20 protein-coding genes and 2 tRNA genes are annotated in these 21506 nt (G+C 72.3%); 8 read left to right on the top strand and 14 right to left on the bottom strand.

The window, feature by feature from the left end:
• Positions 1 to 89: 89 nt before the first annotated feature.
• From def to ABZ128_RS19850, 8 genes are all read right to left on the bottom strand, one after another.
• The gene (gene def, locus ABZ128_RS19885) at positions 90 to 725 is read right to left on the bottom strand and encodes a peptide deformylase (protein ID WP_356849882.1); all 636 of its coding nucleotides are present in this window, start codon (positions 723 to 725) and stop codon (positions 90 to 92) included.
• 66 nt (positions 726 to 791) lie between these two features.
• Positions 792 to 1787, bottom strand: coding sequence for a hypothetical protein (locus tag ABZ128_RS19880; protein WP_356849880.1), 996 nt, complete (start codon positions 1785 to 1787; stop codon positions 792 to 794).
• Between the two features lie 117 nt (positions 1788 to 1904).
• Entirely contained in the window at positions 1905 to 3164 is a 1260-nt protein-coding gene (locus ABZ128_RS19875) for an HD domain-containing protein (protein WP_356849878.1), read from the bottom strand.
• A complete protein-coding gene (locus ABZ128_RS19870; protein WP_356849876.1) occupies positions 3161 to 4663 on the bottom strand; it encodes an HD-GYP domain-containing protein in 1503 nt (500 codons plus the stop codon). Before ABZ128_RS19870 ends, ABZ128_RS19875 begins: the two co-directional genes overlap by 4 nt.
• Before the next feature lie 180 nt (positions 4664 to 4843).
• Complete coding sequence (gene rsrA, locus ABZ128_RS19865) at positions 4844 to 5146, bottom strand: mycothiol system anti-sigma-R factor (protein WP_356849874.1); 303 nt, start codon at positions 5144 to 5146, stop codon at positions 4844 to 4846.
• Positions 5143 to 5787 carry a sigma-70 family RNA polymerase sigma factor gene (locus ABZ128_RS19860; RefSeq protein ID WP_008741505.1) on the bottom strand — a complete coding sequence of 215 codons (645 nt, stop codon included), beginning with the start codon at positions 5785 to 5787 and terminating at the stop codon, positions 5143 to 5145. Before ABZ128_RS19860 ends, rsrA begins: the two co-directional genes overlap by 4 nt.
• Before the next feature lie 312 nt (positions 5788 to 6099).
• Positions 6100 to 6750: an alpha/beta family hydrolase gene (locus ABZ128_RS19855; RefSeq protein ID WP_356849872.1), complete on the bottom strand. Its 651-nt coding sequence runs from the start codon at positions 6748 to 6750 to the stop codon at positions 6100 to 6102.
• A gap of 27 nt (positions 6751 to 6777) precedes the next feature.
• Positions 6778 to 7596: an SOS response-associated peptidase gene (locus ABZ128_RS19850; RefSeq protein WP_356849870.1), complete on the bottom strand. Its 819-nt coding sequence runs from the start codon at positions 7594 to 7596 to the stop codon at positions 6778 to 6780.
• A gap of 53 nt (positions 7597 to 7649) precedes the next feature.
• Here ABZ128_RS19850 and ABZ128_RS19845 point away from each other — a divergent pair, with 53 nt between their 5' ends.
• The 4 genes from ABZ128_RS19845 (at position 7650) to ABZ128_RS19830 (ending at position 11240) form a co-directional block, all read left to right on the top strand.
• Positions 7650 to 8366 (top strand): M50 family metallopeptidase, encoded by a 717-nt coding sequence (locus tag ABZ128_RS19845; RefSeq protein WP_356849869.1) that lies wholly within the window; start codon positions 7650 to 7652, stop codon positions 8364 to 8366.
• A 64-nt stretch (positions 8367 to 8430) separates the two neighbouring features.
• Complete coding sequence (gene aroA, locus ABZ128_RS19840) at positions 8431 to 9786, top strand: 3-phosphoshikimate 1-carboxyvinyltransferase (RefSeq protein ID WP_356849867.1); 1356 nt, start codon at positions 8431 to 8433, stop codon at positions 9784 to 9786.
• Positions 9787 to 9794: 8 nt separating this feature from the next.
• Entirely contained in the window at positions 9795 to 10805 is a 1011-nt protein-coding gene (rsgA, locus tag ABZ128_RS19835; RefSeq protein WP_356849866.1) for a ribosome small subunit-dependent GTPase A, read from the top strand.
• 111 nt (positions 10806 to 10916) lie between these two features.
• Positions 10917 to 11240: a multidrug efflux SMR transporter gene (locus ABZ128_RS19830; RefSeq protein WP_356849864.1), complete on the top strand. Its 324-nt coding sequence runs from the start codon at positions 10917 to 10919 to the stop codon at positions 11238 to 11240.
• Here the strand turns inward: ABZ128_RS19830 and ABZ128_RS19825 are convergent.
• Positions 11206 to 11778 carry a TetR/AcrR family transcriptional regulator gene (locus ABZ128_RS19825; RefSeq protein ID WP_356849862.1) on the bottom strand — a complete coding sequence of 191 codons (573 nt, stop codon included), beginning with the start codon at positions 11776 to 11778 and terminating at the stop codon, positions 11206 to 11208. The genes ABZ128_RS19830 and ABZ128_RS19825 overlap by 35 nt on opposite strands.
• A gap of 148 nt (positions 11779 to 11926) precedes the next feature.
• On the opposite strand from ABZ128_RS19825, the gene hisN reads away from it, so the two are divergent.
• Positions 11927 to 12730: a histidinol-phosphatase gene (hisN, locus tag ABZ128_RS19820; protein WP_356849860.1), complete on the top strand. Its 804-nt coding sequence runs from the start codon at positions 11927 to 11929 to the stop codon at positions 12728 to 12730.
• Between the two features lie 142 nt (positions 12731 to 12872).
• Positions 12873 to 13265: a CBS domain-containing protein gene (locus ABZ128_RS19815; protein WP_356849957.1), complete on the top strand. Its 393-nt coding sequence runs from the start codon at positions 12873 to 12875 to the stop codon at positions 13263 to 13265.
• 54 nt (positions 13266 to 13319) lie between these two features.
• Here the strand turns inward: ABZ128_RS19815 and ABZ128_RS19810 are convergent, their stop codons facing one another.
• On the bottom strand, positions 13320 to 14789 hold the full coding sequence (locus ABZ128_RS19810) for a catalase (RefSeq protein WP_356849955.1): 1470 nt from the start codon (positions 14787 to 14789) through the stop codon (positions 13320 to 13322).
• Positions 14790 to 14930: 141 nt separating this feature from the next.
• Here ABZ128_RS19810 and ABZ128_RS19805 point away from each other — a divergent pair, with 141 nt between their 5' ends.
• Positions 14931 to 15347, top strand: coding sequence for a Fur family transcriptional regulator (locus ABZ128_RS19805; RefSeq protein ID WP_356849858.1), 417 nt, complete (start codon positions 14931 to 14933; stop codon positions 15345 to 15347).
• A gap of 199 nt (positions 15348 to 15546) precedes the next feature.
• Here the strand turns inward: ABZ128_RS19805 and ABZ128_RS19800 are convergent.
• The 4 genes from ABZ128_RS19800 to ABZ128_RS19785 form a co-directional block, all read right to left on the bottom strand.
• Positions 15547 to 15620 (bottom strand) — tRNA-Met (locus ABZ128_RS19800).
• Positions 15621 to 15711: 91 nt separating this feature from the next.
• Positions 15712 to 17568 (bottom strand): tetratricopeptide repeat protein, encoded by a 1857-nt coding sequence (locus ABZ128_RS19795; RefSeq protein WP_356849857.1) that lies wholly within the window; start codon positions 17566 to 17568, stop codon positions 15712 to 15714.
• 203 nt (positions 17569 to 17771) lie between these two features.
• A tRNA-Met gene (locus ABZ128_RS19790) sits at positions 17772 to 17845 on the bottom strand.
• A 51-nt stretch (positions 17846 to 17896) separates the two neighbouring features.
• The gene (locus ABZ128_RS19785) at positions 17897 to 20776 is read right to left on the bottom strand and encodes a UPF0182 family protein (protein ID WP_356849954.1); all 2880 of its coding nucleotides are present in this window, start codon (positions 20774 to 20776) and stop codon (positions 17897 to 17899) included.
• Positions 20777 to 20919: 143 nt separating this feature from the next.
• On the opposite strand from ABZ128_RS19785, the gene ABZ128_RS19780 reads away from it, so the two are divergent.
• Positions 20920 to 21489 (top strand): PPA1309 family protein, encoded by a 570-nt coding sequence (locus ABZ128_RS19780; protein ID WP_356849855.1) that lies wholly within the window; start codon positions 20920 to 20922, stop codon positions 21487 to 21489.
• Positions 21490 to 21506: the final 17 nt, after the last annotated feature.

Here is a 21506-nt window from a genome sequence, read left to right as displayed (position 1 = left end):
CCTCCTGCGGACCTGGGGAAGACACCGAACTCATTCCGGCGCATGCCCCGGGCCCGCAGGCCACCTAGCCGACAAGCAGGCGATCGCCCTTACTCGTTCGGGACGGTCTCGTAGCGCGGGGTGCCCTCCGCCATCTGGCGCAGGGCGTCCTTGCGGTCGCGCTTCGAGAGGCGGTCGATGTAGAGGTAGCCGTACAGGTGGTCCGTCTCGTGCTGGAGGCAGCGGGCGAAGTAGCCCGTGCCGCGCACCTTGATCGGGTTGCCCTGCGCGTCCTGGCCGGTCACCTCGGCGTAATCCGGGCGGGCCAGGGAGGCGTAGGCGGTGGGGACCGACAGGCAGCCCTCGTTGGAGTCGTCCAGCACGCGGGCGGAGGCCGGCAGCTCCACCAGCTTCGGGTTGACCACGACACCGGTGTGGCGCACGCCCTCGTCGTCCGGGCAGTCGTAGACGAACACCTTGGCGTCCACGCCGATCTGGTTCGCCGCCAGGCCCACGCCCTCGGCGGCCTTCTGGCTGGCGAACATGTCGTCGATCAGCTGCGCCAGCTCGTCGCCGAACTCGGTGACGTCCTTGCACTCGCGGTGCAGGACCGGGTTGCCGACCACGGTGATCGGCCGGGCGGTGCCGCGCTCGCGGTGGGCGAGCTCGCGCGCCTCACAGTCCTCGGTGTCCACGACGTACCCGTCGTTGACGGCCTCGACAACCTCGTTCTCCTGCTGCGCCATGTCCGACGTACGCCTTCCGTAAGTCCACCCGTTCACCAATGTGCCGGTACAGCCTACGGTGCCCGGTCAGCAGACCTCTTCGAGATCCCGCCACTCACGGGTGTCCGGGCTGTCCGCGACCCAGCCGTCGAGCAGTCCGCGCACCAGGCCGGCCGGCGCCGCGATACCGCATTCGCGCTCGGGCACCCACAGCGATCCGGAGCCGGCCGTACGGTGCCCCAGCGGGCCGGGGTGCCCCGGTTCGCTGTGGTCGTGCGGGTCGAGCTGCTCGCCGTCGCCCTCGCCGCTCGGCATCACGCTCTCCGAGCAGGTCCGGCACAGCAGCCGCACCGAGGAAGACCAGTCCTCGGCGGCGAAGCCGGCGTCCGAGGCGAGCTGCTCCAGGGCGTCGCGGTCCGCCTCGGTGGCCGCCTCCAGCAGCACCACCCAGGTCGGCACCGGCGAGGGCGCCCACAGCTCGATCTCGTCGAAGACGGGGTAGGCCGGGCCGGCCGCGGTGACGCGCTCGCCGTGCGGGACCCCGTCGTGCAGGACGACCTCGCCCCAGCGCCGCCCCGAGGAGGGCAGCGGGATCGACAGGATCTCCATGCGGGCCGGGTCCAGCCGGCGGCCCCACACCACCTCGGCCTCGCCCTCGGGCGAGAGCCGGACGGCGGCACTGCCGAGCTCCATGCCCACCGGCTCGCCGCCCCCGCCCGCGCCGTGCGGATCGCCGGGCACCTTCAGCCCGTACGCCTGCCAGGCCCGGCGGGCCAGCGGCCAGTCCTGGAGCGCGGTCGCGGCGATGCCGACGTTCCACCAGTCCGGGGCCCCGGTCTCGCGGTCGAGGAGGGCCACGGCGCGCAGTCCGGCGGCCCGCGCCTGCTCCCAGTCGTGCCGGAACTTGTGCAGCAGTGCAAGGTTGAACCAGGACTCGGACAGCCAGGGCTCCAGGTCGGCGGCTCTGGTGAGCAGCGCCCCCGCGTCCTCGTACCGACCGTCGCCGATCAGCGTGAACGCGCGGTCGGTGGCCTGCCGCCACGAGGCGGAGGGCCGATGCCGTACCTTCCCGAAGATCCTCACGATTCCCGCCTGCCTGGGGGCACCTCCCAGCGGTTGCCGGGACAACGGTGCAGCCTTGCGGACACTCCTACTGGCATCCAACCATGCCCACTCGGACGGCCGCTCATTACCCATGGGTTACCCAGGGGGGACGGGAACAACTCTGTCACGTCCGCCCCTGGCCAGAACCCTGGCCAGGCATTCCACCACCTCCGGCTGGTAGTCGTGCCCGGTGCCCAGCCGGAGCTGTTCCAGCGCCTCCAGTGAGCCGCCCGGGTGACGGCTCCCGCCGAGCAGGTCGTCGTACGCGTTGACCGCGCGCACGATGCGCGCGGCGACGGGCTGCTCCCGGTACGGGTCGGCCTGGCGCTCCACGACCAGGGCGACCTCGGCGGGCACTCCCGTCCGGCGGGCCACCTCGCCGCCGAGCCCGGCGATCCGGCGGGCCTCGGCCGCGGGCAGCTCGGCGGTGGCCCCGGCGTGGACGGGGTCGACGAGGGAGAGCTGGCCGATGTCGTGCATGAGGGCGGCGTACTCCAGCACCGTGAGCTCCCGCTCCGAGAGGCCGAGCTCCCTGCCGACGGCGCAGCTCAGTGCGGCGACCCGGCGGGCGTGTCCGGGCCGCGTGTAGCCGGCGATCTCGGTGGCGCGGGCCAGGGAGGTGATGGTCTGGCGGTAGGTGGTGCGGATCGCGGTGATCCGGTGGAAGGACATCTGGGTCAGCAGCAGCGGTACGCAGAACACGGGCAGTGCCCACAGGCCGGCGACGGCGGCGCCGAGGGCCATGACGACGCCGGTGGCGCAGATCGCCGAGCCGATGCCGAGCTGGGCGCGCAGCTCGTCGCGGAGCAGGGGCAAGTACGGCCGGCCGGTGCGGGCCCCGGCCCCGGCGGCCAGGACGGCGTCGCACAGGGCGGTCAGCCCGAGCAGGAGGAGCAGGAAGAGGACGAGGTACGGGCTCTGGCCGAGCCACTGCTCCAGCCGGCCGGAGTTGTACAGCGGCTGGAAGCAGGCCGCGGCGAAGGCGACGGTCAGCACCCGTCGGGCGAGGTGGTCGACGGAGGGACCGCGGCCCCGGGCGATGTGCGGGACGATCCCGGCGAGGGCCGCGGCGGCTGTCACGGCGACGATCTGGAGCACCCCGTGGTGGGTGGGCAGGGCGGCGCTCCGCCCGAGCAGGGCGTAGGCGAGGGCGCCGGCGAAGCCGAGGGGTGCGGGGTGGCGGTCGTCGGGGCCGTCCCGGGTGTCCCGGCGGGCGAGCTCCCCGCAGGCGATCAGGGCGGCGAAGGCCAGCGCGGTGCCCGGTTCGACGACGCCGTTCCACAGGGTGTGCGCGAGGGCCGCGAGGGTGAGCGCCGCGGCGGCTCCGCGCACCCCCCACACGGCCCACCCGGTCACGGCCCGCCCCCGCGGTCCGCGTCCCCGGGGCCCCGTCCGCCCCCGGCCCGCGGCCGCATGCCGACCGGCGCCGGGTCGGACGGCGCAGGGGCGGCCGGCGGAGGGGCGGACGCCGCGGGGTCAGCCTGCGCAGGGCCGGCCGGCCGGGTTCCTTCCGCGGGCCGGCCGCCCTGGGCGGGCAGGGCCGCCGGGACGTCCTCGTCCGCCGTCACCACCGGGTGCCAGCCGTGCCGCCCGACGGCGTCCACCAGCGCGTGCACCATCGCCGGGTCGAACTGGGCTCCCGCACACCGCTCCAGCTCGGCCAGCGCGGTCGGCACCGGGCGGGCCCGACTGTACGAGCGGGTGGAGGTCATCGCGTCGAAGGCGTCGGCCACCGCCACCACCCGGGCCAGCTCCGGGATCTGCTCACCGGTCAGCCCGTACGGGTACCCGGAGCCGTCGACCCGCTCGTGGTGGTGCAGGATCGCGGCCCGCGCCTCGCCGAGGAAGCCGATGCCGCGGACCATCTCGTGCCCGTACTCGGGATGCAGTTCGATGATGCGCCGCTCCTCGGGGGTCAGCGGCCCGTCCTTGCGCAGCAGCCGGGTCGGGACCCCGAGCTTGCCCACGTCGTGCAGGATCCCGGCGATCCGGACCACTTCGAGGCGGTCCTCGCCCATGCCCAGCTCGCGGGCGATCATCGCGGAGGCCTGGCCGACCCGCTCGCTGTGGCCGCGGGTGTAGCGGTCCTTGAGGTCGACGGCCTGGACGAGTGCCCGAATCGTGGCCCGGTGGGCGGCGTGCTCGCGGTGGTACTGGGCGAAGACCCAGCAGGAGATGTACATGGGCAGCAGCACCAGCAGCGCGGCCGGGATCCCGTACGGGCTGCGCCACATGAGGGCCATCATCAGTCCGGCGAGCCCGTGCACGCAGTGCGGTGCCAGGGACCGGGCCACCGGCGCGCGCCACGCGGTCCGCGCCGGGCGCCGCTCGGCCAGGGCCAGGATGCCCGCGTCGAGGGCGGTCAGGACGAGGCAGAAGACGACGGCCCCCGCCGCCGCGGGCAGCAGCACGTAGGGGAAGTCGGCGGTCCGCCCCGGCGGACCGGAGCCGGACCCGGCCGGCGCGCCGGGGCCGCCCAGCAGTCCGTACGCCTGCCCCGCGGCCCAGGCGGCGAGCGCCTGCTGCGCCGCGTGCCAGACCCGGCGCACCCGGGCGGGGCGCTGGTCGACGGCCTGGGCGAACCCGCCGGGCAGCGCGACGAGCGCGGCGGCGGAGGGCGGCAGCAGGTAGACCGCGGCGAGCAGCACGGGGAAGAAGGAGCCGATGCCCTCGGGCACCCGGCTGCCCACGAAGGGGCAGACCTTGACGAGCTCGCAGCCGGCGTAGAGGAGCACGAGCAACCCGACGGCCGGCCAGGGGGTGCGGGGGTCCGCGAACGCGGGGGCGGTGCAGGCGCCGGCCGCGAGGACGGCGCACAGGATGGAGGCGCGCGCCCCTGCCGGAAGTACCCGCATGGCGCCCTCCTCCCCTGTGCCGTGCACATCAGTGCCGATCCAACCAGCACCGATTGGGGAGAATAAGTGGGGCCCCTTGCGAAGTGGGCCACATTTTCGTATTGCGCCGTACGGGCGCCCCCGGATTAGCACCTTCGAGTGAACGAGGGGCCCTTCCAGGGGCGATGGTGCGTCCGCCTGTCAGCCGCCGGCGGGATCGGCGGTGACGTCGTGGTCGGGGACGGCCTGACCGGACCGGATGAGCTCGATCCGCCCCATCACCTTCGACCGCAGGTCGCTGGGCACGTCGTCCGACCCGCAGCAGCGCTTCACCAGTTTCTTCACGGCCTGCTCCAGGCCGTACTTCTCCAGACAGGGATTGCACTCGCCGAAATGTGTTTCGAACTTCGTGCAGTCACTGTCCGGCATCTCGTGGTCCAGGAACTCGTAGAGGTGGTCAAGTACCTCCGAGCACTCCGTCTCGTGCGGCTCTCCGCAGCTCATGAGCCCGAGCCTTTCAGGTCGTTCGACTCTCCCGCGCCGGCGGGGACCAGCCCGCGCTCACGGGCGTAGTCCTCCAGCATTCCGCGGAGTTGACGGCGGCCACGGTGCAGTCGGGACATGACCGTACCGATGGGTGTACCCATGATGTCCGCGATCTCCTTGTACGCAAAGCCCTCTACGTCGGCAAGATAGACCGCGATGCGGAACTCCTCCGGAATGGCCTGAAGCGCTTCCTTCACATCGGAATCGGGCAGGTGATCGAGCGCCTGGGACTCCGCGGAACGCAGTCCCGTCGACATGTGCGACTCGGCGCGCGCCAGCTGCCAGTCCTCGATCTCCTCCGCGGCGCTGCGCTGCGGCTCACGCTGCTTCTTGCGGTAGGAGTTGATGAAGGTATTGGTCAGAATGCGGTACAGCCACGCCTTCAGATTGGTGCCCTCGCGGAACTGGTGGAAGGACGCGTACGCCTTCGCATACGTTTCCTGGACCAGGTCCTCGGCGTCGGCCGGATTGCGCGTCATGCGCAGGGCGGCCGAGTACATCTGGTCGAGGTAGCCGAGGGCGTCCCTCTCGAAGCGCGCATTGCGCTCCGGGGTCGTTTCCTCCGCGTGGCCTTCGTCGGTCCCAGCGACAGGACCCACCTCCTCCGACTGCGTGACGGCTCCGAAAGCGGACCCGCTCGAATCGGAGAATAGTCGACCATCCCGGCCTTCCGCCGCCCGAAGCGGGCTGCGCTTGGGCGCGGGCAGGACCGTCCTCCCCCAGCTGCCGCTGGACGGGGCCCCCAGGCCGGCGACCTGCGGACGCTCCTGGCTGATGACCTGGGTCATGCGCTCCCTCTCCTCCGACGGGTTCCGTGCTTTCTGACATCCGGCACAACAGAACGGCCGGGCTGCGCATTCCCGTGCGGCACCGGCGGTGCGGAGTCCGTCAGGTCGCCCGCACGGCCCGTCTCACCGCCCGAGCCCGCCGAGCCATCCGGCGACCGCCTCCGTGATCACCCGCAGAGCCTCGTCCTGCGTCAGGTCCGCCTTCCTGGGCACCGCGAAACCGTGATCGCCGTGGGGGACCTCCACCAGCTCGTACGCCGCCTGCCCGCGCGGCGCCGGGAACTCCTCCGGGCGCCCGAAGGGGTCCCGCCCGCCCTGCACGACCAGCGTGGGCACCCCGGCGCCGAGCAGCTCCTCGGCGCGGGACTTCTCGGGCCGCCCCGGCGGGTGCAGCGGGAACGCCAGGGCCAGGGCCCCGGCCGCGCCCAGCTCGGCGGCGGTCCGGCAGGCCACCCGCGCCCCGGCGCTGCGCCCGCCCGCGACGACCGGCAGGCCCGGCGCCACCAGGGCGGGCCACAGTCCCCGCCAGCCCTCGTCGAGCACCTTGGGCGTGGCGGCGACCTTCTTCCCGGCGACCCGCCAGGGCTGCTCGACGAGGGCCACGGTGGTGCCCAGTGCGGGCAGGGCGCGGGCCAGCGCCTGCAGGTCGCGTGCCTCGGTCCCGCCGCCCGCGCCGTGGCCGAGGGCGAGCACGAGGGAGGCCTTCGGGGCGGTGTGCCAGGTGATGCGGGCCTGGCCCGCCGGGGTGTCGACGCTCTCGGTGCGGGTGGTCATGGGGCCCATCCTGCCCCGGCCCGCTCCTCAGAAGAGCGTGCCCTCCTCCGGCGCGGCGAGCTCCGTCAGCAGCTCGGGGCCGTTGTTGCGCACGCTGCTCACGGCGGTGGACACCGGGTACGCGCGCATCAGCCCGCCCGGGGGCGGCGCCAGCAGGTCCCGCAGGGAGCCCTCGGTGTCCGTGTCCGCGGGGTCCAGCCAGCGGTCCCACCGGTCCGGGGTGAGCATCAGCGGCATCCGCGGGTGGATCTCGGACAGGGAGCGCGGCCCCTCGGCGGGGGCGGTGCCCAGCGGGCCGGTCTCGGCCTCCGTGGTGATCACCGAGCAGGTCACCCGCCAGGCGAGCGGGTGCCGGTCGGGCAGGGCCGGGTCGCGCCAGAACTCGTATATCCCCGCCATGGCGAAGACGGTGCCGTCGGCGGGCAGCACGAAGTAGGGCTGCTTGCGCGCCCGTTTCCTCTTCCCCTCGACCTCCAGCTGCCGTTCGTCGTGGGCGGTGACCCACTCGTAGTAGCCGTCGGCGGGGATGATGCAGCGGCGCTGCGCGAAGGCCCGGCGGAAGGACGGCTTCTCGGCCAGCGTCTCGGACCGGGCGTTGATCATGCGGGCGGCGCCGTCGGGGTTCTGGGCCCAGGAGGGGACGAGCCCCCACTTCAGGACGCGCAGCTGCCGAACCGGACGGGGGTCGGCGGCGTCTTTCAGGGGACGGTCGAGGACGACGTGGACCTCCTTCGTCGGCGCCACGTTCCAGTCGGGGGCCAGGGTCTCCTCGGGCTCCCACTTCTCGATGCCGAAGAGCTCGACCAGGTCCTCGGGCCTGCGACTCGCTGCATACCGTCCGCACATGGCTGCCACACTGCCATGCGACCCGCCCACCACCGCAAGGAGTCCGCCACCCCATGGACAGCACCTCGACCGCCGCCGGTCTGTGGGACCGGCTCACCGGCATACAGACCTCGCCCCCCGTGTGGGTGGTGATCGCGACCGGGGTGCTCGCGCTGTGCGCCGTGGCGCCCCGCCCGCTGTGGCGGCTGTCCCGCAACGCCGTGACCATCGCGCACGAGGGCGGCCACGGGCTGCTGGCCCTGCTGACGCGGCGCAAACTCGACGGGATCCGGCTGCACTCGGACACCAGCGGGGTCACCCTCAGCCGGGGCCGGCCGACCGGGATCGGGATGGTCCTGACCGCCGCCGCCGGGTACACGGCGCCCCCGCTGCTGGGCCTGGCCGGGGCCGCGCTGCTGTCGGCGCACCGGATCACGCTGCTGCTGTGGGCGGCGACGGCCCTGCTGGCGGCGATGCTGGTGATGATCCGGAACGCGTACGGCGTCCTGACGGTGTTCCTGACCGGCGGGACCTTCGTGCTGGTGTCCTGGCAGACCACTGCCGAGGTGCAGGCCCTGTTCGCCTACGCGGTGGTGTGGTTCCTGCTGCTGGGCGGCGTACGGCCGGTCTTCGAGCTGGGCGCCGTGCGCCGGCACGGCGGCGCCCCCGACTCCGACGCCGACCAGCTCGGCCGGCTCACCCACGTCCATCCGGTGGCCTGGCTGCTCCTCTTCCACGCCGTCGCGCTGTGCTCGCTGATCGGCGGCGGGCGCTGGCTTCTCGGCCTCTGAGACGGGACCCCGCCCAGGCCGCGATCAAGATCTGGAGCCCTGGTGAGCCACTAAAGTGGTCGGCATGACCGAGACCCCCGCTCTCCCCGCCCTCTGGCCCGCGCCGCTCGCCGACGGAACCGTCCAGGCCACCGTCTCCGTGCCCGGGTCGAAGTCGGTCACCAACCGCGCCCTGGTGCTCGCGGCGCTGGCCGCCGAACCCGGCTGGGTGCGCCGCCCGCTGCGCTCGCGCGACTCCCGGCTGATGGCCGACGCGCTGCGCGCGATGGGCGTCGGCATCGAGGAGACCGTGGCCTCCAGCTCCGGCTCGGGCGGCCAGGCCGGCGGCGAGGCGTGGCGGGTGATCCCGGCGGCCCTGCACGGCCCGGCCACCGTCGACGTCGGCAACGCGGGCACGGTCATGCGCTTCCTGCCGCCGGTCGCCACCCTGGCCGCGGGGGACATCCGCTTCGACGGCGACCCGCGCTCCTACGAGCGTCCGCTCGGGCAGGTCATCAACGCCCTGCGCGCGCTCGGCGCCCGGATCGACGACGACGGCCGGGGCGCCCTGCCCATGACCGTCCAGGGCGGCGGGGCCCTGGAGGGCGGCACGATCGAGATCGACGCGTCGAACTCCTCGCAGTTCGTCTCGGCGCTGCTGCTGTCGGCTCCCCGGTTCAACCAGGGCGTCGAGGTCCGCCACGTCGGCACCCGACTGCCCTCGATGCCGCACATCCGGATGACGGTGGAGATGCTGCGGGCCGCGGGCGCCCAGGTCGACACCCCGGAGGCCGGCGGCGAGCCGAACGTGTGGCGGGTGGCGCCGAGCGCCCTGCTCGGCCGCGACATGGTCGTGGAGCCGGACCTGTCGAACGCCCAGCCGTTCCTGGCGGCGGCCCTGATCACCGGCGGCACGGTGACCATCCCGGACTGGCCGCGGCGCACCACGCAGCCCGGCGACGAGCTGCGCCGGATCTTCACGGAGATGGGCGGCTCCTGCGAGCTGACCGACGCCGGGCTGGTCTTCACCGGCAGCGGCAAGATCCACGGCATCGACGTGGACCTGGGCGAGGTCGGCGAGCTGACCCCCGGCATCGCCGCCGTGGCGGCGCTCGCCGACTCCCCCTCGACCCTGCGCGGGGTGGCGCACCTGCGGCTGCACGAGACGGACCGGCTGGCGGCCCTGACCGCGGAGATCAACGGTCTCGGCGGCGAGGTCACCGAGACCGCGGACGGCCTGCACATCCGCCCGCGCCCGCTGCACGGCGGGGTGTTCCACACGTACGACGACCACCGGATGGCCACCGCGGGCGCGGTGATCGGCCTGGCCGTGGAGGGCATGCAGATCGAGAACGTGGCGACGACCGCGAAGACCCTGCCGGACTTCCCGAGGATGTGGACCGAGATGCTCGGCCGGGCGCCGCGGGGCGCGGGAGCGTAGGGCCGGTCATGCGCAGGTACGGCAAGCACACCGACGAGGACGACATCCGCTCCCGCCCCAACCCCAAGGGCAACCGGCCGCGTACGAGCATCCGGCCGAAGCATGAGGACGCGGCCGAGGGCTTCGTCCTGACCGTGGACCGCGGCCGGCTCACCTGTCTGGTCGAAGACCGCACGATCATCGCGATGAAGGCCCGCGAGCTGGGCCGCAAGGCGGCGGTGGTCGGCGACCGGGTGTGGATCGTGGGCGACCTGTCCGGCAAGAAGGACACGCTCGCGCGGATCGTGCGGATCGAGGAGCGCAAGTCGGTCCTGCGGCGCACCGCCGACGACGACGACCCGTACGAGCGCGTGGTCGTGGCCAATGCGGACCAGCTGGCGATCGTCACGGCGCTGGCCGACCCGGAGCCGCGGCCCCGCATGATCGACCGCTGTCTGGTGGCCGCGTACGACGCCGGGCTGGAACCGCTGCTGGTGCTGACCAAGTCCGACCTGACCTCCGCGGACAAGATCCTGGAGATCTACTCGACGCTCGGCCTCGCCTATGTGGTCACCAACCGCGAGGAGCTGGCCAACGGTGACGCGGCGGACCGGGTGCGGGAGCGGCTGACCGGCCGGATCACCGCCTTCGTCGGCCATTCGGGCGTCGGCAAGACCACCCTGGTGAACGCGCTCGTCGCCGAAGGCCGCCAGCGGGCCACCGGCCACGTCAACGCGGTGACCGGCCGCGGCCGGCACACCACCACCTCGGCGCTCGCGCTGCCGCTGCCCTCGGGTGACGGCTGGGTCATCGACACCCCCGGGGTGCGTTCGTTCGGCCTGCACCACGTGGACCCGTCCCGGGTGATCCTGGCCTTCCCGGACCTCGTCCCGGGCACGGAGGGCTGCCCGCGCGCGTGCAGCCACGACGAGCAGGACTGCGCGCTCGACCAGTGGGTCGAGGACGGCCACGCGGACCCGGCCCGGCTGTATTCGCTGCGGCGGCTGCTGGAGACGCGGGAGCGCCGCGAAGGGGACTGACCGCCCGACGGGGTTTGGCCGCGTCGGCCGGGGGTCAAGTCTGTCGTGATGCACTCGATGCACGAGCGCCCGAAGTGATGCGACGTCACGTGACACGGGGAGGCATGCGCCATGGCGTGGCTGCTGGTCGTGGTGGCCGGGTTCCTGGAGACGGGTTTCGCGGTCTGCCTCAAGCTGTCCCACGGCTTCACCCGCCTGTGGCCGACCATCGCCTTCGCCGCCTTCGCGCTCGGCAGCTTCGGCCTGCTCACGCTCGCCCTGAAGAAGCTCGACGTGGGTCCCGCGTACGCGGTGTGGACGGGCATCGGCGCCGCAGGGACGGCCGTCTACGGCATGGTCTTCCTCGGCGACCTGGTCTCCACCCTCAAGCTCGTCTCGATCTCGCTGGTCATCCTCGGGGTCATCGGCCTCCAGCTGTCGGGCTCGGCTCACTGAGCAGCCGCAGCAGGCGCATCAGCTCCCCGAGCCCCGGTTCCTGCCCGGGGGCTATCACGTAGGACAGCGCGAGGCGCACGGCGAGCTCGAAGCGCTGCGCCCCCTCCCCCGGCCGCAGCGTCGCCGAGGCCCGCTCGCGGACGGCCCGGGCCAGTTCCCCGGGCCCGGGCGCCGGGACTCCCGGCCGCGCCCCCTGGCCCGGTGGCACCGGGAGGTTCCCGTCCCAGCACCCCGTCAGCAGGGCCCGTACGAGGGGACGCGCGCGGGCCGCCCGTACGGTCCACTCCGCGACCGAGGCGAGGCGCTCACCGCCGGCCGCCGGGGAGCGCAGGACCCGGTCCACCCCGTCGAGGTACCAGTCGGCCTCCCGCCGCACCAGGGCCCGCCCGAGGCCCGCCTTGCCGCCGAACTCGTTGTAGAGGGTCTGGCGGGACACCCCGGCGGCGGCGGCCACGTCGACCATCCGCACGGACGGCCAGGGGCGTGCCGCGAGCGCCGCTCCCGCCGCTTCCAGCAAGGACTCCCGGGCTGCCGGCATCCGCGCCTCCCCCGCTCGACTTCCCGCTCCGCTTTCCCGCCGGGCCTCACGCCAGAGTTGACGGGTCGACAGATCCTGTCAAGGGCGCCCGCCGGTCGCTCCGTGGACGCCGTTCGCCGGGCCCCGGGAGTCTCGGTACTGTTCGGCCATGCCCGAGTATGACGATGACCTGCGCCTCGCCCTTGAGCTCGCCGACGCGGCGGACGCCGCCACGATGCAGCGCTTCCGCGCCCTTGACCTGAAGGTCGAGACCAAGCCGGACATGACCCCGGTGAGCGAGGCCGACCAGGCCGCGGAGGAGATCGTCCGGGCCGGGATCGAGGCCGCGCGGCCCGCCGACGCCATCCTGGGCGAGGAGTACGGGCTCAAGGGCGGCGGTCCGCGCCGCTGGGTGGTGGACCCGATCGACGGTACGAAGAACTACGTCCGCGGCGTCCCCGTCTGGGCGACGCTGATCTCCCTGATGCAGGAGGATCCCGACGGCGTGTTCCGGCCGGTGGTCGGGGTCGTGTCGGCGCCGGCGCTCGGCCGCCGCTGGTGGGCGGCGCGCGGCGCGGGCGCGTACGCCGGCGGTGCGCTGGGCGCCACCACCCCGATCGGCGTGTCGAAGGTGGCTTCCCTGGGCGACGCCTCGTTCGCGTACTCCTCGCTGAGCGGCTGGGAGGACCAGGGGCGGCTCGGCGGGTTCCTGGAGCTGACCCGGCAGTGCTGGCGCACCCGCGGCTACGGCGATTTCTGGCCGTACATGATGGTCGCGGAGGGCTCGCTCGACCTGTGCGCCGAGCCGGAGCTGAACCTGTGGGACATGGCGGCCATCGCGGTCGTCGTCCAGGAGGCCGGAGGCCGCTTCACCAGCCTCGACGGGGTGGAGGGCGTACACGGAGGGAACGCGGCGGCCTCGAACGGACGGCTGCACGAGGAGATGCTCGGCTACCTGCGCCCCCGCGCCTGAGCCGTGCGGGGCCTGCGCCCGGACGACCCGGTGCGCCCTCTTGATGACCCTCCGTGTTCGTGGGAATCTGGGACTCCTCCGCTTGTGCGCTTGTGAAGGCTTTCTCCAGCGGAGGGACTCTCCTCAGGAGGTGGCTCTCTTCATGCTCGTCCGTGACGCCATGAGCACCGTGATCCTCACCCTCGGACCCGCCCACACCCTCCGGCAGGCGGCCTGCCTGATGTCCGGCCGACGCGTCGGCGCGGCCGTCGTCCTCGACCCCGACCACAGCGGCGTCGGCATCCTCACCGAACGCGACATCCTCAACTCGATCGGCGCCGGCCACGATCCCGACCGGGAGACCGTCGGCACGCACACCACCAACAACGTGGTCTTCTGCACCCCGCAGGCCACCGTCCAGGAAGCCGCCGAGGCGATGGCCCACGGCGGTTTCCGGCATCTGATCGTGCTGGAGAACGGCGGCCCCGTGGGCATCGTGTCCGTCCGTGACGTCATCCGCTGCTGGGCGCCCGCCCGGCGCACCGTCCCTGCGTGAACGCCGGAGGGCCGGACCCCGCGGGGTCCGGCCCTCCGGCTCTCGGCGAGCGGGTCAGCCGCGAAGGGCCTGGACCGCGGCCTCCAGCCGCTTGCCGAAGTCGCCGTCCGCCTGGCGGAAGTTGTTGATCGCACGCTCGGCGATGTCGTCACGGGAGACCTTGGCGATGAAGCCGGAGAGGTTCTCGATCAGACGGGACTTCTCGTCCTCGGACATCAGGCGGTAGAGGTTGCCCGCCTGGACGAAGTCGTTGTCCTCGCGGTGGACCGGCGCGGCGTGGTTGCCCGTGCCGCCGGTCAGCGAGAGGGACTGCCACAGCGGGCGGTCGATCTGGTGCGGACCGCCGAAGCTGTTCGGTTCGTAGTTCTTCGCACCCTTGTGACGGCCGTCGTAGAGGAAGCCGTCACGGGAGTTGGTGCGGGCCTCGGTGGCGTGCGGGCGGTTCACCGGCAGGTGGTCGGCGTTGATGCCGACGCGGTAGCGGTGGGCGTCGCCGTACGCGAAGAGGCGGCCCTGGAGCATCTTGTCCGGGGAGGGACCGATGCCGGGGACGAAGTGCGCCGGAGAGAAGATCGACTGCTCGACCTCGGCGAAGACGTTCTCCGGGTTGCGGTTGAGCTCCAGCTTGCCGATCTCGATCGGCGGGTAGTCCTCGTGCGGCCACACCTTGGTGAGGTCGAACGGGTTGAAGCGGTACTCGGCCGCCTCGGCCGCCGGCATGATCTGCACCTGCACGGTCCAGCTCGGGAAGTCGCCGCGCTCGATGGCCTCGCGCAGGTCGCGCTGGTGCGAGTCGGGGTCCTCGCCGGCGAGCCGGTTGGCCTCGGCCTGGGTGAGGTTCTTGATGCCCTGGTCGGTCTTGAAGTGGTACTTGACCCAGAAGACCTCGCCGGCCTCGTTGTTCCACTGGTAGGTGTGGGAGCCGTAGCCGTTCATGTGGCGGTAGGACGCGGGTATGCCGCGGTCGCCGAACAGCCAGGTCACCTGGTGGGTGGACTCGGGCGACAGACCCCAGAAGTCCCAGACGTTGTCCGCCTCGGTCGAGCCGGTGTACGGGTCGCGCTTCTGGGTGTGGATGAAGTCGGGGAACTTGATGGCGTCCTTGATGAAGAACACCGGGGTGTTGTTGCCGACGAGGTCGTAGTTGCCCTCTTCGGTGTAGAACTTCAGCGCCCAGCCGCGGGGGTCGCGCACCGCGTCGGCCGCGCCGAGGTTGCCCGCGACGGTGGAGAAGCGCAGGAAGGTCTCGGTCTGCTTGCCGACCTCGGACAGGAACTTCGCCCGGGTCCACTGCGACACGTCACGGGTGAGGGTGAAGGTGCCATAGGCGCCGGCGCCGCGGGCGTGCACCACGCGCTCCGGGATGCGCTCGCGGTTGAAGTGGGCGAGCTTCTCCAGCAGGAGCTGGTCCTGGACCAGGACGGGGCCGCCGACGCCCGCGGTCTCGCTGTTCTGGTTGTCGGCGACCGGAGCCCCGGCCTCCGTGGTGAGCGGTCCCTGCGTCACGTGCGCCTCCTGCGTCATTCCTGCATGTCCTGTCATGTCCTGGCCCTCGGCCTGTGCCGTACTCGATCCTACGATGGACTTTGTCTAAGTCAAGTAAGGATCCAAGTCCGCACCGGTTCGGGAGTTACACCGAATCCCCTCGCTGTTAGGCTGGTGTCCATGAGTGACCTGCTGGAACGACTTCGCGGACGCGGATGGCGCATGACCGCACAGCGGCGTGTCGTGGCCGAGGTGCTCGACGGTGACCACGTTCACCTGACGGCGGACGAGGTGCACGCGCGCGCGGTGGAGAAGCTGCCCGAGATCTCCCGTGCGACCGTCTACAACACCCTGGGCGAGCTGGTGTCCCTCGGCGAGGTGCTGGAGGTCTCGACCGACCGCCGGGCCAAGCGGTACGACCCGAACGCCCACCAGCCCCACCAGCACCTGGTCTGTGCGCAGTGCGGCGCGATCCGGGACGTCCACCCGGCGGGCAACCCGCTGTCCGACCTGCCGGACGCCGAGCGCTTCGGTTTCGTGGTGTCGGCGGTCGAGGTGACCTACCGGGGCCTGTGCCCGAAGTGCGCGGGCGCGTGAGCGAGGCGGTGCGCCGCTGAGGAAGCGAGCAGGGCCGGGGGCCGAAGCCCCCGGCCCTTTGCATGTCGCGCCGACGTGCCGGACGGGCTGCGGGTTGCGGGGTCACGGGTGGCGGGTCGCGACGGGTGGCGGGTCGCGGGTCGCGGGTCGGGAAACGCCGAAGGCCCGGATCCAGAGGATCCGGGCCTTCGGTCTTCAGTAGCGGGGACAGGATTTGAACCTGCGACCTCTGGGTTATGAGCCCAGCGAGCTACCGAGCTGCTCCACCCCGCGTCGGTGAACCCAACGTTACGTGACACCCCGCGACAGATGCAAATCGGTTAACGGCCGCGGGCCGGCCGGGGGCTCGGCCCCCGGCCGGAGGTCACGCGGACAGCTCCTCGGCCAGCGCGTCGCGCAGCCGCGCCGCCCGCTCCGAGACCTCCGCCGGCCCCAGCTCCATGGCGCGCACGCACCACTTCTGCCCCTCCGCCAGATCCCCGTGCCGGGCGGCGAGCAGCCCGAGCCGCAGCGCCGCCCGGCCGTGCCCGGCCACCGCCGCCCGGGTCCACCACAGCGCCGCCTCCGGCTCGTTCCCCTCGCGGGCGAGCAGCAGCCCGAGGTTGAAGGCACCGTTGCGGGAACCGGCCTCCGCCGCCTCCCGGTACCACCGGGCCGCCGCGGCGAGCTCGCCCCGCGCGGCGGCCAGCATTCCGACCCGCACCTGCGCACGGCGGTGCCCGAGCTCCGCGGCCCGCTCGTACCACTCCTCGCTCTCGGTCTTCGGGGCTCCGCCCACCGGCTCGCCCAGGGCCACCGGCTCCGGCGGCGGAGCCAGCGATTCGAGCAGCGCGGCCAGCCGGAACGCGGCCTCGGCGCTGCCGCCGCCCGCCGCGCACCGCAGGTGCCGCTCGGCCGCCCGCTCCTCGCCGTCCCGTACCAGCGCGATGCCGACCTGGAGCGCGGCGTCGGTGTGCCCGGCGGCCGCGGCCCGCTCGTACCACTTCAGGGCGGTGCGGTCCTCGTCCCGGCTCGCGAACAGGATGCCGAGGTTGAAGGCGGCGTCCACGCTGCCGGCCTCGGCCGCCTTCGAGAACCAGGGCTCCGCCCCGGCCGCGTCGCCGACCTGGAGCAGCATGATGGCCAGGGCGTTGGCCGCCTCCCGGTGCCCGGCGTAGGCCGCCCGCCGGTACCACTGCTCGGCCTGCGCGGTCCGGTCCTGTGCGGCGCACAGCAAAGCAAGGTTGTACGCCCCGTTCTGGTCGCCCGCGTCCATGGCGGTCCGGTACCACTTCTCCGCGGTCTCGGTCTCCCCCCGGGCGGCGTGCAGTGCACCCAGCGCGTTCGCGGCGTTGCCGTCGCCGTCCTGCGCGGCGCGGTTCCACCACGCGACGGCGCTCTCCTCGTCACCGGCGTCGCGCAGCAGGAAGCCGAGGGCGCACGCGGCCCGGGCCTCGCCCTGTTTGGCTGAGGTCAGGTACCAGCGCGCGGCCTCCTTGAGCTCGCCGCGCGCCTCCAGGAGGGCGCCCAGGTGCAGCGCGGCCCGCCGGTGGCCGCGCGCGGCGGCCTGGCGGTACCACTGCTCGGCCTCGGCGGGGTCGCCCTTGCGCAGGTGCCGGGCCAGCCGGTAGGCGGCCTCGCGGTGGCCCTGTTCGGCGGCCTGGCGGTACCACCGCTCGACGCCCTTGTCCCCGCGGTGCTCCAGCAGCTCGGCCAGCCCGTACGCGCCCAGGGCGTGGCCGGACTCCGCCGCCTGGCGCAGCCAGTACTCGGCGGCGGGCTCGTCCCCGCGTTCGCGGAAGTGGCGGCCCAGGGCGTGCGCGGCCGGCGCGGAGCCCGCCACGGCGGCGACCCGCCACCAGCCGGCGGCCTCGTCCGGGTAACCCCGCTGGAGCAGCAGCACCCCGAGGTTGTTGGCGGCGGCACGGTCCCCTTCCGCGGTGGCCCCCCTCAGGTACGGCTCCGCGCCGTCCAGGTCTCCGCGGCGCAGCAGCAGCGCCCCGAGCACGCTCATCGCGCCCGGGTCGCCCCGGTCCGCCGCGACCCGGTGCCGCGCCTCCAGCTCGGCGTCGCTCGCCGGGTCGGTCTCGGCGAACATTTCCTCCGCGAAATCCGCATCGGTCAGTGCGGTCTGCGCGTTAACGACCGGAGCCTCCTCCGTGGCCTCTGTGCCCGATGCGGCTGCCGTCCTCACAAACCGCCCTGCCTCCAGCAGAGTTGACCTGTCCCCCATAAATCCCATCGTCGCATCACCTGCTACCCGCGTACACCTGGTATGTCGCAGCCTGTGAGGTCACTACAGCGTTTTGTCGACATGCCCACAGAGAGATAAGTCAAACACGCTCCGCCCCCAACTCACCCGCCCCAGCTACCTCATGCTCCCCACGCACCCGTCCCGGGCATGACGAAGGCCCGGATCCCATGGATCCGGGCCTTCGTCTTCAGTAGCGGGGACAGGATTTGAACCTGCGACCTCTGGGTTATGAGCCCAGCGAGCTACCGAGCTGCTCCACCCCGCGTCGGTGACACCACAGTATCACGACGCGGGGCCGAGCCATTACGCCGGGCACTCAGCCCCCGGGCTTGGGGGCCGTGATCTTTGCCTCCGCGTCGATCGCCCGCTTCAGCGCCGCCTTGATCTCGTCCTGCGCCTTGCCGAACGCCGCCCAGTCGCCGGCCTGGCGGGCCTTCTCGGCGTCCTCGACGGCCTTCTGGGCATCCGCGAGCGCGGCCTTCACCGTCGGGTCCTGGGCCGTCGGCGGCGTGGTCGTCCCGTCGCCCGGCGGGGTCACGGGGGTCACCGGCACGGTCGGCGCCTCCGCCCCGAACACCACGTTCAGCGCCTTCTCCAGCGTGTCCTCGAACGCGGTCTGGCCGCCGTAGGTCACCAGCACCTTGCGCAGCAGCGGGTACTTGAGCCCGGAACTGCGCACGTACACCGGCTCCACGTACAGCATTCCGCCGTCGAGCGGCACGGCGAGCAGGTTGCCGTACTCGACCTCGGAGTCACCGCCGCGCAGCAGCCGGATCGACTCGGCGATCTTCGGCTCGGACTGGAACTTGCTCTGCACCTGGCCGGGGCCGTCGACCGGCTTGCTGGTCGGCAGCTTCAGGATGCTGATCTTGCCGTAGTCCGGTGTACCGGGATCGGCGTTGACCGCCATGAAGGCGCTCAGGTTGGGCCGCTCGTTGGGCGTGAAGGTCGTCGTGAGGGAGAAGACCTGGTCCTTCTCCTTCTGGTCCGGCATCTTCATCGACAGGTAGTACGGCGGAACGGCCGTACCGGCCTTGGTCGTCGGGTCGTCGGGGACGGCCCAGGCCTCGCTGCCGCTGAGGAAGGTCTGCGGGTCCGTGACGTGGTACCGGGTCAGCAGCTCGCGCTGGACCTTGAAGAGGTCCTGCGGGTAGCGCAGGTGCTCCATGAGCGACTTGGGGATCTCGCCCTTGGTCTTGACCGTCCCGGGGAACGCCTTCATCCAGGTCTTCAGGACCGGGTCCTGGGTGTCCCACTGGTAGAGGCTGACCGTGCCGTCGTACGCGTCGACGGTGGCCTTCACCGAGTTGCGGATGTAGTTGACCTGGTTCTCCTGCGCCACCACCGCACGCTGGCTGTTGGTCAGCGAGTCCGCGGTGCTCTGGCCCAGCGTGGTGCGCGAGGCGTAGGGGTATCCGTTCGTCGTCGTGTAGGCGTCGACGATCCACTTGATCCGGCCGTCGATGACCGCCGGGTACGGGGCGCCGTCGATGGTCAGCCACGGGGCGACCGCCTCGACGCGCTCCTTGGGCGTGCGGTGGTAGAGGATCCGCGAGCCGTCGCCGATGGCACCGGAGTACAGGATCTGGGGCTCGCTGAAGGCCAGGGCGTACGCGGCCCGGTTGACCGGGTTGTCCAGGTTGACGCCGGAGTCGCCCTGGTAGCTCGTCTCCTTCTCGCCCTTGTCGTCCGAGTAGTCGAGCTCCTTCTGCGGGCCGCCCACGATCGAGTACTGCTTCGTCTGCTCGCCGTAGTAGATGCGCTGCTCGAAGTCGGTGCCGAACATGCCCTTGGAGGGCAGGTCGGACTGCGTGAAGTCGGGGGCGCCCTGGTCGCCGACGGTGGTGCCCTTGGCCGCGACCACGCCGTATCCGTGCGTGTACTTGAAGTGGTCGTTGATCCAGTTGTTCTTCGGGATGCCGCCGATGTTCAGCTCGCGCAGCCCGATCACGGTGTCCTGGGCCTTGTACCGGTCCACGGCGAGCGTGGACGGGAAGGCGTAGTACCCCTTGACCTGCTGGAGCTGCTGGAAGGCCGGGGAGACGATGTTCGGGTCGAGGAGGCGGACGCTGGCCGTGGTGTCGGCGGCCTGCCGCAGCTTGGACTTGTCCTGCGTCTGCGGCACGCCCGGGTAGTCCTTCACCTCGGACCGGTCGATCCCGTACGCGTCGCGGGTCGCCTTGATGTTCTTCTCGACGTACGGCGATTCCTTGGCCTGCTCATTGGGCTGGACCTGGAACTTCTGGACGATCGCCGGATACAGCCCGCCGATCAGGATCGCCGAGAGCACCATCAGGCCGAAGCCGATCACCGGCAGCTGCCAGGTGCGGCGCCACAGGGTCGCGAAGAAGAGCACGGCGCAGATGGCGGCGATGGCGACGAGGATCGTCTTGGCCGGCAGGTACGCGTTGGCGTCGACGTAGCGCAGGCCGGTCCAGTTGTCGGCGGCCTTGAAGTCGCTGGACTTCACCGCGAGCCCGTACCGGTCCAGCCAGTACGCGATCGCCTTGAGCGTGACGAACAGGCCGAGCAGCACCGACAGGTGCCCGGTCGCGGCGGCGGTGGCCCGGGCGCCCGGGCTGGTGACGCGCAGGCCGCCGTACAGGTAGTGGACGACGACCGCGGCGATCACCGACAGCACGACCGCCGCGAAGCCGAAGCCGAGGAGGAAGCGGTACCAGGGCAGGTCGAAGGTGTAGAAGGACACGTCGAGGTGGAACTGGGGGTCCTTCGTACCGAAGGGCACCCCGTTCACGTACATCAGCCAGGTCTTCCACTGGCCCGCCGCCGAGGCGCCCGCGATCATGCCGACGAGCGCGGCGATCCCGAGGAGCAGCCACCGCTTGTACGGGGCGATGCTCATCCGGTAGCGGTCGAGGCTCTGCTGCTCCATCGACATCGCGCTGAGCGGCGGCCGCAGCCGGTGGGCCAGCCAGATGTTCAGCCCGACGGCACCGGCCATCAGCAGGCCGAAGACGGCGAAGAGGCCGATCTTGGTCCACAGGGTGGTGGTGAAGACGGTGGAGTACTTGACGGAGCGGAACCAGAGCCAGTCGGTCCAGAAGCCCGCGAACATGACGAACGCCATGCCCAGGACGGCCAGCACGCCCAAGGTCATCAGAAGAGTCCGGGACCGCCGGGAGGGGCGGCCGACTCTCATCCGTGGCCCGGAGGGGCCTCCGCCGCGGTCCGGCATCTGGAAAGCCAAGGTGCGCACCTCGAAAGTCGCTGATTCTGCTGACTGGTCATTTCAAAAGCTGGGCCCCCGATCGTAGGGCCCACTCATGCAACTTACTGAGGCTTTGGTCAGTTCCCGTTATCGGGTGGGAACGAGGCAGGATGTTGTCCATGTCCAACGTTTCCCCTTCCTCCGGCACGCCGATGGCGGCCAGCCCCCTCACCCGCGCCTGCCTTGAGATCGACGAGTACGCGGCCGGCCTGGGCTGGGACCAGCCCGCGCGGCTGTTCGCCCTCGTCGACACGGCCAAGCTCAAGAAGCAGGAGCCGCGTCTGGCGAGCCAGCTCGGCCTCGACCAGGACGACGCCGGCAAGTCCTCCCTCACCCCCATCGAGCAGGAAGAGCTGCCCGCCGGGACCCCCCTCGACAAGTTCCTGGGCACCATCGCCTGGCCCGACGCCGTCGTCGGCTGCGCCCTGACCGTGGAGCGCCTGATGCTGCCGCCGTCCGCGGAGGCCTCCGTACCGGAGGGGCTCGGCGACAAGCAGCTGGCGAAGTGGGTCGCCGGGCACCCGGAGCGCCAGGAGGTGCGCCTGACCGTGGCCGTGCTGCGCGACGGGTCGCGCGAGTCGGCCGTACGCCTGCGGGAGAAGGACTCCTCGACCGAGGTGCTCACCGGCGGGGGTCTGGTGCCCGGGCTGGCGGAGGCGCTGGCCGCGACGTTCGCGTAGCGCGCCGGCGAGCCCCC

It is taken from the genome of Streptomyces sp. NPDC006326 (assembly GCF_040612915.1).
GTDB lineage: Bacteria > Actinomycetota > Actinomycetes > Streptomycetales > Streptomycetaceae > Streptomyces.
The sequence above is the reverse complement of the archived record's forward strand: the minus strand, read 5'-3'. Positions and strand labels throughout refer to the sequence as shown.